The 16,610-nt window shown below is 49.3% G+C and carries 10 protein-coding genes; all 10 read left to right on the forward strand.

Translation table 11 applies throughout. From position 1 onward, the window contains the following. The first annotated feature begins 344 nt into the window (after window positions 1–344). The 10 genes from AC2TDN_RS00865 to AC2TDN_RS00910 all read left to right on the forward strand — a co-directional run bounded on the left by AC2TDN_RS00865 (window position 345) and on the right by AC2TDN_RS00910 (window position 16,588). Window positions 345–1,106: an SDR family NAD(P)-dependent oxidoreductase gene (locus tag AC2TDN_RS00865; RefSeq protein WP_484686713.1), complete on the forward strand. Its 762-nt coding sequence runs from the start codon at window positions 345–347 to the stop codon at window positions 1,104–1,106. An 18-nt stretch (window positions 1,107–1,124) separates the two neighbouring features. After that, window positions 1,125–2,990 carry a cache domain-containing sensor histidine kinase gene (locus tag AC2TDN_RS00870; RefSeq protein WP_484686714.1) on the forward strand — a complete coding sequence of 622 codons (1,866 nt, stop codon included), beginning with the start codon at window positions 1,125–1,127 and terminating at the stop codon, window positions 2,988–2,990. Continuing rightward, on the forward strand, window positions 2,987–4,276 hold the full coding sequence (locus tag AC2TDN_RS00875) for an ABC transporter substrate-binding protein (RefSeq protein WP_484686715.1): 1,290 nt from the start codon (window positions 2,987–2,989) through the stop codon (window positions 4,274–4,276). Before AC2TDN_RS00870 ends, AC2TDN_RS00875 begins: the two co-directional genes overlap by 4 nt. Before the next feature lie 14 nt (window positions 4,277–4,290). Beyond that, the gene (locus tag AC2TDN_RS00880; protein WP_482065156.1) at window positions 4,291–5,364 is read left to right on the forward strand and encodes a LacI family DNA-binding transcriptional regulator; all 1,074 of its coding nucleotides are present in this window, start codon (window positions 4,291–4,293) and stop codon (window positions 5,362–5,364) included. A 925-nt stretch (window positions 5,365–6,289) separates the two neighbouring features. Then, window positions 6,290–7,468, forward strand: coding sequence for a LacI family DNA-binding transcriptional regulator (locus AC2TDN_RS00885; RefSeq protein WP_484686716.1), 1,179 nt, complete (start codon window positions 6,290–6,292; stop codon window positions 7,466–7,468). 265 nt (window positions 7,469–7,733) lie between these two features. Continuing rightward, window positions 7,734–10,817 carry an alpha-mannosidase gene (locus AC2TDN_RS00890; RefSeq protein WP_484686717.1) on the forward strand — a complete coding sequence of 1,028 codons (3,084 nt, stop codon included), beginning with the start codon at window positions 7,734–7,736 and terminating at the stop codon, window positions 10,815–10,817. After that, window positions 10,817–11,728 (forward strand): ABC transporter permease, encoded by a 912-nt coding sequence (locus tag AC2TDN_RS00895; RefSeq protein ID WP_484686718.1) that lies wholly within the window; start codon window positions 10,817–10,819, stop codon window positions 11,726–11,728. The genes AC2TDN_RS00890 and AC2TDN_RS00895 overlap by 1 nt, the downstream gene beginning before the upstream one ends. A gap of 13 nt (window positions 11,729–11,741) precedes the next feature. Continuing rightward, a complete protein-coding gene (locus tag AC2TDN_RS00900) occupies window positions 11,742–12,638 on the forward strand; it encodes a carbohydrate ABC transporter permease (protein ID WP_484686719.1) in 897 nt (298 codons plus the stop codon). A gap of 56 nt (window positions 12,639–12,694) precedes the next feature. Further along, window positions 12,695–14,386: an extracellular solute-binding protein gene (locus tag AC2TDN_RS00905; protein WP_482065151.1), complete on the forward strand. Its 1,692-nt coding sequence runs from the start codon at window positions 12,695–12,697 to the stop codon at window positions 14,384–14,386. A gap of 15 nt (window positions 14,387–14,401) precedes the next feature. Then, the gene (locus tag AC2TDN_RS00910) at window positions 14,402–16,588 is read left to right on the forward strand and encodes a hypothetical protein (RefSeq protein ID WP_484686720.1); all 2,187 of its coding nucleotides are present in this window, start codon (window positions 14,402–14,404) and stop codon (window positions 16,586–16,588) included. Window positions 16,589–16,610 lie beyond the last annotated feature (22 nt).

The raw sequence follows: 16,610 nt of genomic DNA on the forward strand, positions 1-16,610 counted from the left end.
GCCAAATGGCATATAAAAAAACAGCCGGAGCTATCGCAACAAGCGATCTCTCCGGCTGTCCGGTTGAAATTTATAGGTGCCAAGCATTTAACATATTATTCCTAGTGGAATTGTATGTTTAAGATACTAACACTGTTTTAATGCGGATTCAACCCTTTTTTTCTCAGATTTGATAGAACTTTTGAATGTGCTAATCCAATCGCTCTATTACAAAAGAAGCCCCCTGAATGGGAGCTTCTCCTTGTTTTTTTGAATGCGCTTTATAAAACAGTTGACATTTTGGTAGCATAATTAATAATAAATGATATAACAAAATCGATACAAATAGAAGGGTGATTAGAACAATGCAAATTGATCTTTCGAATAAAACGGCACTCATAACAGGAGCAACAGGCGATTTGGGGAGAGTGATGGCTCGTACGCTAGCAGGCTGCGGCGCTAACATCGTGCTTCACTATAATAATAACGAAGCCAAGGCGAAAGAGCTGCAGCAGGAAATTACGACTCTCGGAAGAACTGCCATGATCGTGCAAGCGGATGTCACAAGCGAGCAGCACATCAATGAAATGAAAGCGAAAGTATCGGAAGAGCTTGGCCATGTCGATATCGTAGTTGCCAACGCGGTCATTCAGTATCAATGGACAAGTATACTTGAGCAGCCAATAGCCGATTATGTAAGTCAGTTTGAATCCTGCGTGCTGCAAAGCGTGTATTTGGCAAAAGCGTTCGTTCCCGCAATGATTGAGCGGGGCAGCGGTAGAGTTATCGGCATTAATACGGAGTGCGCGATGCAAAATTTTGCCGGACAATCCGCTTATACAGCTGGCAAGCGCGGCATGGACGGGGTATATCGCGTATTAGCCAAGGAAGCCGGGGAGCATCAAATTACTGTCAACCAGGTTGCGCCAGGGTGGACCATTAGCGATCGCGATCGTGCGAGCGGTACGGAGGAGAACAGCGGCTATTCCCAAAACGTTCCGCTCAAGCGCAGAGGGACGGATCAAGAAATCGCGAATACAGTCGCTTTTTTGGCATCGGATTTGGCCAGCTTCATTACAGGCGCTTACATTCCTGTAAACGGCGGAAACGTCATGCCGGCCATTTAAGAATAGGGGATTAAGAGGATGGGTCTAAAGAAACGATTGTGGCGCATATGGGCGGCTTTCGGCGGCATGCGAATGGAAGGAAAGCTGTTTATCGTTTTTTTGGTGCTAATTACGCTGCCGTTGTCGTTCATTGGCTACATCTCCTATAGCAATTACTCCCGCTCGATTGAGGAGAAGACGATCGTTTATTCGACTAAAATGCTGGAAAATATGATGATACGTGTAGATGATTATATCGAGGACATGGTTCGCATATCCTCGATTCCGGCTTACCAGAACGATATTAAGCAAAATTTGATTCTCTCGAACAGCTATTACGAGCAGCGGCAGACGGCGGCAGGCGACAACAATCAAGTGCCTGACGATTTTAATTTGCTGCTCTCGATTCAGCGCGGGATTGAGGGCAATATCTCTTTTATCAACACGATCAAACGCGGCGCCAACTCGGTCTATATATTTGATCAGTACGGCAACGGCTACTACTCGACTGGTGGCGGCGGCGTTCGTCTTAACGTGAAGGAAAGCTATGAAAAATGGCGGGAGCGCGTACAAACCTCGGGCGGAGAGGCGATGCTGTTCAGTACGCAAAAATATACGAGCAACTTGCAAAGCGTCAGATATGCTTTTACAGTCGTCCGCAAGGTGATCGATAAATCGCTAAAGCCGCTTGGGATGATTGCGGTGGATGCGAATATTAGCGTGATCGAAGATCAAATGAGTGAGCTCGACAAGGTTACAAACGGTGAATCGGTCATCATTGATGAGCTTGGAAACGTCGTTTACGACAGTGACAAGCAGCGAATGGCGACCAATATTATGAATGACAGAGCTGTTATGCAAGCAACGGGGACGAAGGGGAGCTTTTATTTTGAGCGCGTTGGCTTGAACCGTCTCTATATTTACACGACCTCGCCCAATACGAATTGGAAGGTTATGACCTCGATTCCGGTCAGCGAGCTAACGAAGGATGCCGTCGTTATTCGCAATGTGACCTGGATCGCGACGATTATTACCATTATCGTGGCGCTCTTTATATCGGTTGTCTTCTCGTTTGCTTTGACGAATCCGCTTCGCAAAATGATGCGCTTGATGAAAAATGTGCAGGAAGGCGATTTCAACGTTCAGTTCCAGGTGAAGTATCGGGACGAGGTTGGGCAGCTTGGCAATCAGTTCAACCGGATGATCGTTCGAATCGACCATCTCATCCAAGATATTTATTTAATGGAAACGAAGAAGAAGGAAGCGGAGCTGCAAGCGCTGCAAAGCCAAATCAATCCGCATTTTATGTATAACACGCTGGAGTCGATTCGAATGGCGGCGGAGCTGAACGATGATCAGATCGCGGCGGATATGATTGCGATACTTGGCAAGCTGCTGCGCTACAGCATAAGCGATTTGCATGAGGAAGTGACGCTTGAAAACGAGGTGCTGCATATGCGCAACTATGTGGAAATGCTCAATTACCGTTACCCGAATCGCTTCAAGCTGGAGACGACCATTTCGGATGAACTGCGTAATTATCCCATCATTAAGCTCGTGCTGCAGCCGATTGTCGAAAATGCGATTTATCATGGCATGGATGACAATAAGCCGTCGATGCGAATTGAACTGAGAAGCGAGCGCACGGCTTATGGATTATTGCTCCTTATCAAGGATGATGGCCTTGGCATGGATGAGGAGACGCTCGAACGTTTAAACCGTTCGCTTGCAGGCGCGGAGGAAATCGTAGAGCGCAAATCTGGCGGAATCGGCTTGAAAAATGTAAATGAACGCATCAAGCTTCACTACGGAAACGCCTATGGGCTGAAAGTAACAAGCGTTCGGGGCCTTGGCACTGAGGTCATTTTACAGCTTCCATTAGAATTAGGGAGAGTCGCAGAATGAACAAATACACATGTATGCTCGTGCTTGTTGTTCTGTTGTGCGGCATATGCTTTGCGGGCTGTCAGAGGTCTTCGGTCAACCAGGATGCGGAAGCCGAGCCCGCTAACAAAGGGGAGCAGATCGACGGCGATGTGACTTTGAATGTACTGACAAACCGGGTTGATCTCATTGAGAATGGCGTCTTTCAAAAATATGCCGATCAATTCGCTGAGCTTCATCCGGGCGTTAAGGTGAAATTCGAAGGCATAACGAACTACGCCTCCGATATTATGCTTCGTTTATCCACCCGCAATTTAGGTGACGTCCTGCTGCTGCCAAACAATATAAAAAATGAAGATTTACCCGATTATTTTGAGCCGCTTAGCGACAGCTTGTTCGAGCATATCCATTTTGCAGATTTTAAAGCGCATGCGGGAAAACGCTTTGGCATTGCGACAGGTGCCTCCACGACAGGCATTGTCTATAACAAGGAAGCATTTAAAAGGGCTGGCATAAACAAAATTCCGACGACGCTGGAGCAGTTTTATGCGGCATGCGAGCGGTTGAAGAAAACGGGCATTGTGCCGATTTATTTGAATTACGGTGCCCAGTGGCCGCTTATGATCTGGGGTGAGGATTTAGTCAGCTATATGACCGGAGATGCCGATTATATGAATAATATGGTCAATATGGATGAGCCATGGACGATTGACAATGCGTGGGGACAAGCGATCTCCATCGTCAAAACGCTAATTGATCGGGGCTATGTCGAGAAGCAGCTTCTCTCCAATCAGTGGGAAACGTCAAAAACGGAGCTTGCGGATAGCAGAGCGGGGATGTATTTAATGGGAAATTGGGTAATCAATCAGGTCATTTCAGCAGGGGCGAAATCGGAAGATATCGGATTTTTTCCGTTTCCTTACGATAACAGCGAGAAGCGCTACGCGCCGCTGAGTCCGGATTGGTTCGTCGGCGTAAGCAAATTCAGCGATAATAAGCAGCTAGCCGAGGATTGGGTGGAATTTTTTGTAACCGAATCCGGCTATGTGGATGATTCAGGTTTTTTGCCGGTCATCGAAAATAAACAGCCGTCCCTGCCGCAGTTCAAGCAGTTTTTATCGTTCAACAGCGAGTTTCTGGAGCGCCGCGTCCCGAGCGATCAATTTCTCGAAATCGCAAATACAGCGCAAATCGCATTCTGGTCAGGCGATTACATTCAAGAATGGATCGCTGCGCCGGATTTGCAGGTCGTCTTTAAGCAATATAATGAGCGCTGGAAGAAAGCAAGAACTATTACCGAAAGCTAAGGTGGAGTAATCCTATGTCAAAGAAAGTCACGATGCAGCAAATTGCCGACTATTTGGGCGTTTCAAAGTTTGTCGTCTCGAAGGCGCTCTCCGGCAAGGGCGGCGTCAGCGAGTCGACACAGGAGCGGGTCATACAAGCGGCCTCGCAGCTAGGCTATTTTTCGCAAAAAAACGCTTATGTCAAGACGATGAAGCTGGAGCAGCTTCCGAAGGTGCCAGCCGCAGGCAAGCAATCCGTGCTCGTGCTTATGCCGAATATCCGTTTTCAAACGAAGGAATCGCTTTATTGGGGACGGATTTTGGACGGCATCGCATCGAGACTGGAAGAGGGCGGGTATGGCATGGTTATCGTGTCTGAACAGAGCGTCGACCATTTCCTGCATTTTCTAAATCCGAACGGCATACTCGGTCTTATTGGCGTTGGCGAAATATCGACACCGCTGCTGCTGGAGGTGCATCGATTCGGTCTGCCGATGGTGCTGGTCGATCATGAGGACATGCTTATCCCAAGTGATACGGTGTTTACGAACAATTATGAATCGATGTATCGTCTAACGCAGCATTTAATCGGCAAAGGGCATGCGCGGCTATGCTTTGTCGGCGATATCAACTATTCACGGAGCTTTAAGGATCGTTTCTTAGGCTTCCGCAGCGCGATAGAGGAGCAGGCGGGCAGCACGCCGCGCTTCGGCGTCAGCGATGATTGTTTACTGCCTGTCGAGGGCTTCGAGCATGAGCAATTTCGTGAGCCGATCAAGCAGTGGGCTGCTAAGCGGCTGAAGGCGAAGACACTGCCAACCGCGCTGCTGTGCGCGAATGATATGATTGCAATCGGTGCGGTTCACGCGCTGCAGGAGCTTGGAATCTCGGTGCCGGAGGAGGTATCGGTCACGGGCTTCGATAACATCGACGATTCGTACCGGATGACTCCTGCTCTTACGACGGTGCATGTACCGAAGGAAGCGCTCGGAAAGCGCGCGGTTGAGAGGCTGATCGGCAGAATCGCGAGCAAGCAGGAGCCGATGGAGAAGCTGCTTGTGGCAGGCGAGCTGCTCTACCGGGAATCGACTGCAGGCGTGAAGTCTTAATGAAGTGAAACGGGCTAGAATGATAGATAACGATCTCCATTAGGAGCTGATGAAGAATGTCCGATCAAAAGATTGCAGCAAACGAGCTTTTTGTCGCTACTTAGGCTCGTTTAGCTTGTCGGGAGTAATAAAAGCAGCTTAGTCAGCCGTTGCTGCTACTACTGCTTCTATTGCTTCTATTGCTTCTATTGCTTCTATTGCTACTAATCCTACTGCTGCTTGGTGCTACTGCTGCTACTACTGCTACTGCTAGGACGAATTTAACAGGAATTTCTCCATCTAAATACTGCTATTAAAGGCATCTGAATCCATTTAACTGGAATAACTCCCGCTAATTTGACCACTTTTGCTCCATATAGGCAAAAAACGGAAAATTAACGGGAGAAAATCCTTCTAATGTGGGTTTTAACAACAAATCGCACGAAATAGCGGGAGTTTTTCCTGTTAAATGTGTTTCAAGTAGTTATATGCGAAGTTTCTCCCCAACTCCTAACAGAAGCCTTAATAAAAACCACAACTGAAGTCTTAATAAAAGTCCCAATTAAAATCGCAATAGAAGTCACAATAGAAGTCACAATAGAAGTCACAATAGAAGTCACAACAGAAGTCACAACAGAAGTCACAATTGGAATCACAACTAATGCCTCTACCCAAACCTAAACAGAAGTCTTAACAGAAGTATATATTTATATATATGATTTAAGAATGAAATTATAATATATATTATATATATATAATAACAAGCGACAAAATAGTCGGAACGTTGGGAGCAGCTCTTTCCAGAAATAGAGCGCCATGCAGGTCGTTTCGCTATTTTTGACTACAGAGAATAAACCCTTTACGACAAATGTACTAGTATTGCGCATTAAGGATTTTAACCATATATTATATATACAAATATCAATATGAAGCTTGGTGATAGCAAATGAATTCAACAGTCCGTACGCCGCTTTATCAGAAGGTTCAAGATTATATCCGCGAGCTGATTGCAACGGAGGGCTTAAAGGCGGGGGACCGCATACCGACTGAGAAAGAGCTTATGAAGCTCTTTAACGTCAGTAAAATTACAGTTGTGAATGCAATGGTCGGTTTAGCAAACGATAGAATCATTACACGGGTGCCGGGCAAAGGGAGTTTCGTTAGCGACGAAGAGCTTGTTGAAGCGGAAGAAGCGGAAGAAACGGCAGCATCAATAGCGCCAGCACAGCCGGTAATGAGCACGGACCGGACGGTTATCGAGAACAGGACGCGCATCATCGGTCTTGTCATGCCATCCTTATATGATTATTTCGCTATTCGTTTGATCGAGGGCGTACAGAGAGCGCTTCGCGAGAAGGGCTACCGCAGTGTGATATTGCTATCCGATGGCGAAGTCGATAAAGAGAAAGAGGCGTTTAAAACGCTCAAGGAAATGGGAGCAGACGGCTTGCTGGTTTTCCCGGTAGACGAAGAAAACTACAACGAGGAAATCATAAGCATGAAGTTCAGCGGTTATCCGTTTGTGCTGATCGATCGATTTCTGCCAGGTGTTGAGACCAATTATATCGCTGCGGATGGAAGGCTCGGCACAAGCCTTGCGGTCGATTATTTGTGGGAGCTTGGGCATAGGGAAATCGCTATTTGCTCGGACTCGCCTTTGCAAACGATAACAGTTCAGGAGCGGATCGACGGATATATGAATGCTTTGAAAAACAAGGGAGCGCTTATCAATCCAGCCCATATGATTACCGGCTTCCAGGTGGGGAACATGAAGGATGCGGAGAAACACCCTTTGTTTCGCTATATTCGCAACCGAATGGCAACGGCTTATATTACGCTTAATGGCAGGCTTGGCGTTCAAATTTACCAAATGGCGCGTAAAGCCGGGCTGCAAGTGCCGGAGGATCTGTCGATCATAAGCTTCGATGATCCGACGTCAATCGTTGAAGAGCTGAGCATTTTCACGCATATTAAGCAGTTTGAGCATGAGATGGGCTATCAGGCCGCGCAAACGCTGCTCGGAATCATTGAAGGCGGGCAGGGCCGCAGCGGCAAATATACGAAGACCTTAATCCAGCCTGAGTTGGTAGTCAAGCAAACGACTGGCCGTATCACCGTCAAATAATCCAAAAAATAGTAGTGATAATAAAATCTTTTCCTAAACCAGGAAAAGATTTTTTTATTTATATATTGAATATATTAAATGTGTATATTATATTATACATAAGATATTGTTGGGAAAGGCATGGAAAGTGAATACCGGGATTCGAAGAAGAGGATGAAAGATCGCAACTAATGAACGTAAAGCTGCTTTCGAATTTATGGCGATAAGCCTGCGAAGATGAACAATGCTATGAAGGATATAACCGGATGAAAAAGGAGACCTGCAAATGCCATATGATAAAGTGAAAACCGAGCATCTTAAATCAGTGCTGGAGCAATTGAAGGACCAAATATACAAGCCAGTCTCGGAGCTGAAAGCTACGGCTTGGGTAACACAGGAGCCGGTACCTTACGAGGCAAGGGAGTCAGGCCGGAAAATCGAGCTTGCTCCAGGCGACCGCTGGGGGAACCTTTGGGATTGCGCATGGTTCCATTTTAGCGGGAAGGCAACGGAGGAGGCGAAGGGCTTAAAGCTCGTGCTGCTTATTGATGTGAATGGAGAGCTTTGTCTCGTCGATGAAGAGGGAACGCCAAAGCAGGGACTTACGAATATCAATTCGGAATTCGATTATTCGCTAGGGCTGCCAGGCAAGCGGGTTGTCCATATCTGCGATAGCTCGACAGGGGACGAAACGATCGACTTGTGGGGAGACGCGGGCTGCAATGACCTGTTCGGCCGCTACCGAAGCGGAACGTTGAAGGAAGCTCAGATCGCCATCTGCCGCGAGGACATCCGCCAAGTGTATTATGACGCGGAAGTATTGCTCGAGACGGCGGAACAAATGCCTGAAGGGTCGGCGCGAAGAGAGCGTATTTTGCAGGTGCTGTATGTTGCATCGAACCAGCTAATTGCGTTTACCGAGGAGCGTGTCGCACAGGTGTCGCGCATGCTGCAAGAGCAGCTGGCGAAGCGAGGCGGCGATCCTTCGCTTACGATTAGCGCCGTCGGCCACGCGCATATGGACCTGGCTTGGCTTTGGCCGATTCGGGAAACGATCCGCAAAGGGGCTCGAACTTTCTCTACCGTATTGCGGATGATGGAGCGTTACCCCGATTATATATTCGGCGCAAGCCAGCCGCAGCTGTATGACTGGATGAAGACGCATTATCCGAAGCTCTACGCGAGCATCAAGGAGCGCGTGCAGGAAGGGCGCTGGGAGCTGCAAGGCGCGATGTGGGTTGAATCGGATACGAATGTGCCAAGCGGAGAATCGTTAGTAAGACAAATTTTATACGGAAAACGGTATTTCCAAGCGGAGTTCGGGCAGGAGATGAAGTCGCTTTGGATGCCGGATGTATTCGGTTATTCAGCGAGCCTGCCGCAGATTTTGAAGAAATCGGGCGTTGACTACATGATGACGCAGAAGCTGTCGTGGAGCATATACAACCGCCATCCTCACCACACCTTCCACTGGGAAGGCATCGATGGCTCGCGTGTACTCACGCATATGCCGCCAGAGGATACGTATAACAGTCCGGCAGCACCCCGCTCGATCGTCAAGGCGGAGAATGACTACTTGGACAAAAACGTATCGGAAAATGCTCTGATGCTGTTTGGAATCGGCGATGGCGGAGGCGGTCCGGGCGAGGAGCACCTTGAACGGCTCATGCGGGAGAAAAATTTGCAGGGGCTAAGCCCGGTTGTTCAAGAGCATTCCTCGCAATTTTTCGAGAAGCTGGCAAAGAATGCGGAGCGTTATCAGTCTTGGTCAGGCGAGCTTTATCTGGAGAAGCATCAAGGAACGCTTACGAGTCAAGCGAGAAACAAACGCTATAACCGGAAGCTGGAGAAAGCGCTGCGCGAGCTCGAATATGCGGCTATCCTTGCAGGGCTGACGAAGGGCAAAGCCTATCCGGCAGAGGAGCTGGAGCTCATTTGGAAGGAAGTCCTCCTCTACCAGTTCCATGATATTTTACCGGGATCCTCGATCAAGCGTGTATACGACGAATCACTGGAGCGTTACGCGGTGCTGCTCGAAAGAGTAGAGCAATTAATCGAGGAGGCGTACGGCACCGCTGCGGAAGCTCTTCCTGCAGGCAGCAACTCCGACGTATTCTTTAACTCCTTGTCATGGGAGCGGGACGAATGGGTTAAGAACAATGGCAGCTGGATGCGCGTTCGAGTTCCTGCGATGGGTTACGCTTTGGTGAATGCCGATGAGCAAGCGTTGGCGATGGCCGAGACGGCAGCAACTGAAGCGGAAACTGTCGCAATACCGGAAACCGAAGGAGCTAGCCCTGCTTTTCCTGATATGAGAGCGTCGGCAATCGACCGGATATTGGAAAATGATTTGCTCGCGATTACGTTCGCTGAGGACTTTACGATCGAATCGATTATGGATAAGGAGCACGGCAGGGAAGTCATTCCGCAGGGGCAGAAGGCCAATGTGCTGAGCTTGTATCATGACGAGGGCGATGCTTGGGATTTCAAACAAGATTATCGGCAAACGGGCGGAGTTCCTCTTCAACCAGTGGAGTCGGCGGTCTTCCAGGACGGACCGACGACAGGGCTGGAACTCGTCTATCGGTTCGGGCAATCTACTTTGACTCAAAAGGTCATCCTGACGCATGGCAGCCGCCGCATCGATTTTAAGGCAAAGGTCGATTGGCAGGAATCTGCGAAAATGCTGCGCACGTCGTTTCCGGTTGATGTACGGTCAGACAGCGTAAGCTGTGAAATCCAGTTCGGCTACTTGAAGCGGCAAACGCATCGGAATACGCTGTGGGATTATGCGAAGGATGAAATTTGCGCGCATCATTGGATCGATCTATCGGAGCCGAATTACGGCGTAGCGCTGCTTAATGACAGCAAATACGGCCATCGCGTTTCACAAAACGTGATGGATCTGAATCTACTGCGCAGCACTTCATATCCAGATCCTGAGGCTGACCGTGCTGAGCATGAATTCACCTACTCGCTGTACCCGCACAATGGAGACCATGTACAGGCTGAGGTTTATAAGCGCGGCTACGAGCTGAACGTGCCTTTGCGATCGGTTCGCGTGAACGCAGGCGACGCGGCATCAGAGCTGCCGGCAGCTAAATCATTTATAAGCGTGGATCATCCGAACGTTATGATAGAAGCGGTGAAGCAGGCAGAAGACAGCGATGACCTGATTATCCGTTTATACGAAACGGCCGGCACCCGATTGAAGACAAAAATCTCTATCGATATGAATCGATCGGAAGCATGGCTTGCCGATTTGATGGAAACGCCTAGCGATAAGCTGCAAGCGGAGGATGGAGCGTACCCGCTTTCCTTTACTCCGTTCGAAATTAAAACCATTCGTTTGGCAAGGAGGCAGAATTGATGACAGAAAATATACTTTGGAAGCGAGTTTGGCGCCACAAGCTATTTTATTTGTTCATGCTGCCCGGTATCATTTGGTTTTTCCTATTCTCTTACGTTCCGCTCTTTGGCGTACAGGTTGCATTTCGTGATTTTATGTTCTCCGGGGGCTTCACTGGAAGTCCCTGGGCAGGTTGGAAGTACTTCCAGCAATTTTTCAGCTACTATCAGTCATTCGAATTGATCCGCAATACGATTGTCATCAGCCTTATGAAGCTGCTAATCGGATTTACGATGCCCATTTTACTGGCTATCCTGCTTAATGAGGTTCGCAACGTTAAATTCAAGAAAACAGTGCAAACGCTTTCGTATTTGCCGTATTTCGTTTCCTGGATCGTTGTTGTAACGCTGATGCAGCGGCTTTTGACGCCTTACGGCGGGCCGGTCAACGATCTGCTTGGCTCCTTCGGCATGGAGCCGATCCAATTTTTGAACAACACATCGTGGTTCTATCAGATTATTGTAGGCTCTGATATTTGGAAAAACATCGGATGGAACTCGATCATTTATATGGCTGCAATAGCTGGCATCGACCAGCAGCTCTACGAAGCTGCCAAAATCGATGGTGCCGGACGTTTTCGCCAAATGTGGCATGTTACGCTCCCGGGTATCCGCAATATCGCAGTCATTTTGTTCATTCTCTCGGTCGGCAGCCTAATGAGCGCCGGCTACGAGCAGCTGCTCCTGCTGAATGGCCCGGCTACCGCGGCAATAGGCAGCGTTCTCGACGTGCATGTCATCAGCTCCGGTATCGGTGAAGGCAGGCTCAGCTATGCAGCCGCAGTCGGATTATTCCAGAGCACAATTGCGCTCATTCTTATTGTCACTGTCAACAGAATTGCCCGTAAAGTGAGCGACGTATCCCTGTTCTAAGGAGTGGTTTGATATGGTGAAACGCCAATTTTCAATTTTTAGCTGCTTGAATTATATCTTTTTGACCTTGTTTGGCTTGTCGATGATTTATCCGTTCATTTATATTCTGGTCTATTCGTTCAACGATGGAAAAGACTCAATGATGGGCGCGCTTTATTTCTTCCCCCGCAAATTTACGCTGCACAACTACGCGGAGGTGTTCGAAAACGCTCGCATATGGCAGGCCTACAAAATTACGCTGCTTCGTACCGTTATTGGAACGATTTTGCATGTGGGACTTTGTACGCTGATGGCCTATGCGCTATCCAAAAAGACGCTGCCGGGAAGAACCTTTTTTACGTACTACATTTTTTTACCGACGATTTTCAGCGCAGGCTTCATCCCATACTTCATCACCTTGCAAAAGCTGCATCTCATTAACAGCTTCTGGGTCTATGTCATTCCGATGCTGTTCAATTTCATGCATATCGTCATTCTTCGTACGTTCCTGCAGGGCATCCCTGAGGAGCTGGAGGAATCGGCCCGCATCGACGGGTACGGCGATTTCCAAATTTTCATGAAAATCATTTTGCCGCTTTCGGGACCGGTTCTAGCCACAATCGCTTTGTTCATCGGAGTTTCCCACTGGAATGACTGGTTCACGGGCGCCTATTACGTGTCCAATAAAGATCTGATTCCCGTTCAGACGCTGCTGCAAGAAATGCTGTCTGAGGCTGAAGCGCTATCTTCTTCCATGCAGAGGGCCGCACAGCAGGGCGGGCAGACCGTCAACGTCAATATGGCGGGCGCAACGCAGGAATCGCTTCGAATGGCGCTGCTTGTCATTACGGTTTTTCCGATCCTATGCATTTACCCGTTTTTACAGCGTTACTTCGTCAAGGGCGTTATGATTGGCTCCGTCAAAGGGTAATCGTCCGCAGGTCGGGACTTTATCATATTTCATAAAAAGTTTATGGGAGGGTTTTTATGAAGAACAAAAAAGGAAAAAGCACGACGGTATGGCTCGCGGTTGCCTTGATGGCAGTTACGACACTGTTTGGGTGCAGCAGCAATAACAACAACGGCGGCGGAAATGTGAATGCGCCTTCAGAAAATGCCGGCACTACGAACAACGGCGGTAAAGAACAGAAAGCAGTGACGCTTAAAGTCCTTCACAACTGGAATGGCTCCGCCGGCGGAGATGTAGATACAACAGCTATCGAAGCGGTTATTAAAGAAAAAACCGGGATCACCATTGAATGGGAATATACAAAAGGCAGCGAGGTCGAGAAGTTAAACACCATTTTTGCGACACAGGATTTGCCTGATATTTATACAGGTCCAGCTTGGGGCGGGGAATTAGACGGCATTATCAAAGCGGCGAAGGAGGATCAACTGGTCGATCTGTCCGATAAGCTCGATAAGTATCCGAACCTCGCTAAAGCGGTTGCGAAGGAGAACGTTCCTCCTGCGCTTTACGAGAAAGCGTTCGATGCCTACGATGGCAAGCAGTATTTGCTTTACCAGAATCATCCGGCTACGCCTGAGGATGCGATGGATTGGCTTTACGGCTTCTATGTCCGCAAGGATATTGCAGAGAAGGTCGGCGTTGATCCGCAATCGATCAAAACCAAAGACGATCTATACAGCTTTCTGAAAAAGATCAAGGACGCCGATCTTAAGGAGAGCGGCATGCCTGTCATTCCGCTTGGCGGCTTCCATAATGGCTGGGCTGTCGGCATCGGCAATTCGATGTTCTACGGCTCTGACTATATCGATAAGGGCGAAGGCACGCTTGAGCACACCTTTTTCTCGAAAGCTTATGAGGAATACACCCTTTATTACCGTAAAATGCTAGCTGAAGGTCTACTGGATCCGGAAGCGTTCACGCAAACAGACCCGATTGCGAACGAGAAAATCAAGCAGGGCCGCATCGCTGTGCTGGCCGCTCACTATCCTGCTATTCTTGATGCTTCCAAGGACTACGTGAAAGCGCATCCGGGCAGTGATTATGTACCTGTTGGTCCTTTGGAGCGTGCCGGCGCTGCAGCCGACCGTCCTGCCGACCTCTCCATTCAAGGCAACAACGTAACCATCATTCCGAAAAAATCGAAAAACGTGGACGCAGCGCTCCGCTTGCTTGACTATCTCGCTTCCGATGAAGGCTTCCTCCTTGTGAGATACGGCGTACAAGGCGTTCACTGGGATATGGAAAACGGCAAGCCAGTAGCGAAGAAAGAATGGTTTGATAAATTTACAGCAGACACAACGGGCAAGATGAAGAAAAATGAAGGAATCGGCATCGGTTTGGAAAGCCTCTCCGGTCAAGACCGCATTAATTCTGTCGGCGGCGGAGACATTTGGGCAGATCAGGACCGCCTTGCTGCAATGGACAATGCGCGCAAAATTCTGCGTCCTAACGGCATCAGCGTTATTGCGGCTTACAACCCGGGCGATGTCATGATGAAGTCAACGCAATGGGAAATGCTGAAGCCGTCCATGGACAAAATCGGCGACGTATGGAAGGAAGCGATTTTTGCCAAATCGGACGAAGCGGCGCTCAAGATCATTAATGATCTGCGCGGACAGATGAACAAGACGGGTTATCAAGATGCGATCCAATTTACGAACGAAAACTTGAAGGGCAAAGAAGTCGTGTTGCTTGGAATGCCGAACTAAAGGAGGCATCACCATTTGACGAGCAAAGCGCAAGTGAGGGCCGAGTGGACTGGTTTTCAGGAGTCGAGGCCATATGGGCCGAAGTATGATTTGCGAACTGATTTTGTTATGGTATACGGCATTTCGAAGGATCTGCCGCATCGGATAGAGGGCTGGAAGAAGGCTGGCTATACGATCCATCTGATGACGGGCGTATCCTGGGGCGAGTATCAGGATTACTTGTACGGACGCTACGACGGACGGGAGCACTGGGATGAGGCTCAGAAGGACCGCAGCGGCAACCATTTGCTGCATGGCAAGGAGGTTCCGTACATGGTGCCGACGATCGCATTCGCTGAATATTTGGCGTCTCATATCAAGCTTGCGATCGATTGCGGCGTGGAAGCGATTCATTTGGAGGAGCCTGAGTTTTGGGCGGCCTCCGGGTATTCGGACGCTTTCAAGCGGGAGTGGCTTAATTATTACGGGGATGACTGGATTCCTCCCCACTCCTCGCCGGACGCGCAGTACCGGGCTTCCAAGCTGAAGGCGGCTATGTATTACCGGGCGCTCGACCGGCTTTGCAGTCAAATGAAGGAGTATTCGCTTGTAACCTATGGCAGGACAGTACGTTTCTATGTCCCAACCCACAGCTTGATCAATTATACGCAGTGGCGAATTATTAGCCCTGAGGCGCTGCTTGTCTCGATGCCGGGCTGCGATGGCTTCATCGCCCAAATCTGGACGGGGACGGCTCGCACGCCCAACGTATTTAAGGGGCTGCGCCGAGAGCGGACCTTCGAGACGGCTTATCTAGAGTATGGAATCATGCAGGAGCTTACGAGGGGGACTGGACGAGATATGTGGTTTCTTCACGATCCTATTGAAGATAACCCTAGGTACAGCTGGAGCGACTATCGCAAAAACTACTGTTCTACCGTCGTTGCCTCCCTTTTGCATCCAGAGGTGAAGCAGTACGAGGTCTGTCCTTGGCCGCGCCGTGTATTCGAGGGCAGCTATCCGACCGAGGACGGGAAAGGGAAAGAAACGATTCCCGGCGACTATGCCACTGTGCTTCTGACCATTATGAATGTGCTGCGCGACATGCATAAGCATGAGGAGGCTCTTGGAGAAGATGTCTACACCCGAGGTGTAGGCCTTTGCCTGTCCAACTCTGCCATGTATCAGCGGGGCGACGTCATCCGTGATGGAGAGGAATTGGGCGAGGCAGCCAAATATGACGGCACAACCTCCCCGGAAGAGCTGGATGCGGAGCAGAAGGAGCTTCTTGACTGGTCCTCCTTTTACGGATTGGCGCTGCCGCTCGTCAAAGCGGGCATCCCGCTTAGACCGGTGCAGCTCGACAACATATTGACCTTTCCAGGTTATTTGGACGGCTACCGGGTGCTGCTGCTCAGCTACGAATTTATGAAGCCGGAGCATCCGGGCATCCATCAATCGATTGGGCAATGGGTGAGGGAGGGCGGCATTCTGATCTATGTCGGGGACGGCTCGGACCCGTTCCATTCCGTTTCGGAATGGTGGAACCGCGACAACAGCCGCCGTATCTATGCTCGTCCTGAAGAGCATCTATTCGAATCGCTTGGACTTAGCCGCAGCCCGGAAGAAGGAGAGCATAAGGTAGGCGATGGGGCTGTCCTGTTCTATAGGGAAAACCCGGCCGTGCTGTCCCGAAGCGACGATGGCGCGGAGCTTGTCAGAAGCGCAGTCAAGCGGTCGCTCGAAATCCGCGGTGAAACGGTTGATTACAAGGAAAGCATTGCGCTGCATATGAGACGCGGGCCTTATGTCATCACTCATGTGCTGGACGAACTGGAAGCGGAGAAATCGGTTCTATTGGAAGGCTTGTTCATTGATTTGTTTGAAGCGAGCCTGCCGGTAAAGCATGCCGTGGAAATCAAATCAGGCGAGGACAGCCTGCTGTTTGATTTAAACTACTTCGATGCTGCGCAGGGGGAAGCCGGAATTCTCATAAGCTCATCGCGCATTCGCGATGAACGGATAACGGAGAATCAAATGTCCTTTGTGTCGGAATCGCCGGAGGATATCACCGTTAGTACTCGCCTGCGAGTACCGAGCGAGCCTAGCAGCATTACGGCTGGCGAGCAGGCGGCTTCCTTCCAGTATGATGCGGAGTCGGGCACGGTACTGGTTCGTTATCCAGGTGTACCGGAAGGAATTACGGTTAGCGTAGAGTGGTAATACGATTGCTTCAAGAAATGCC

This window comes from Paenibacillus sp. Y660 (assembly GCF_057221575.1).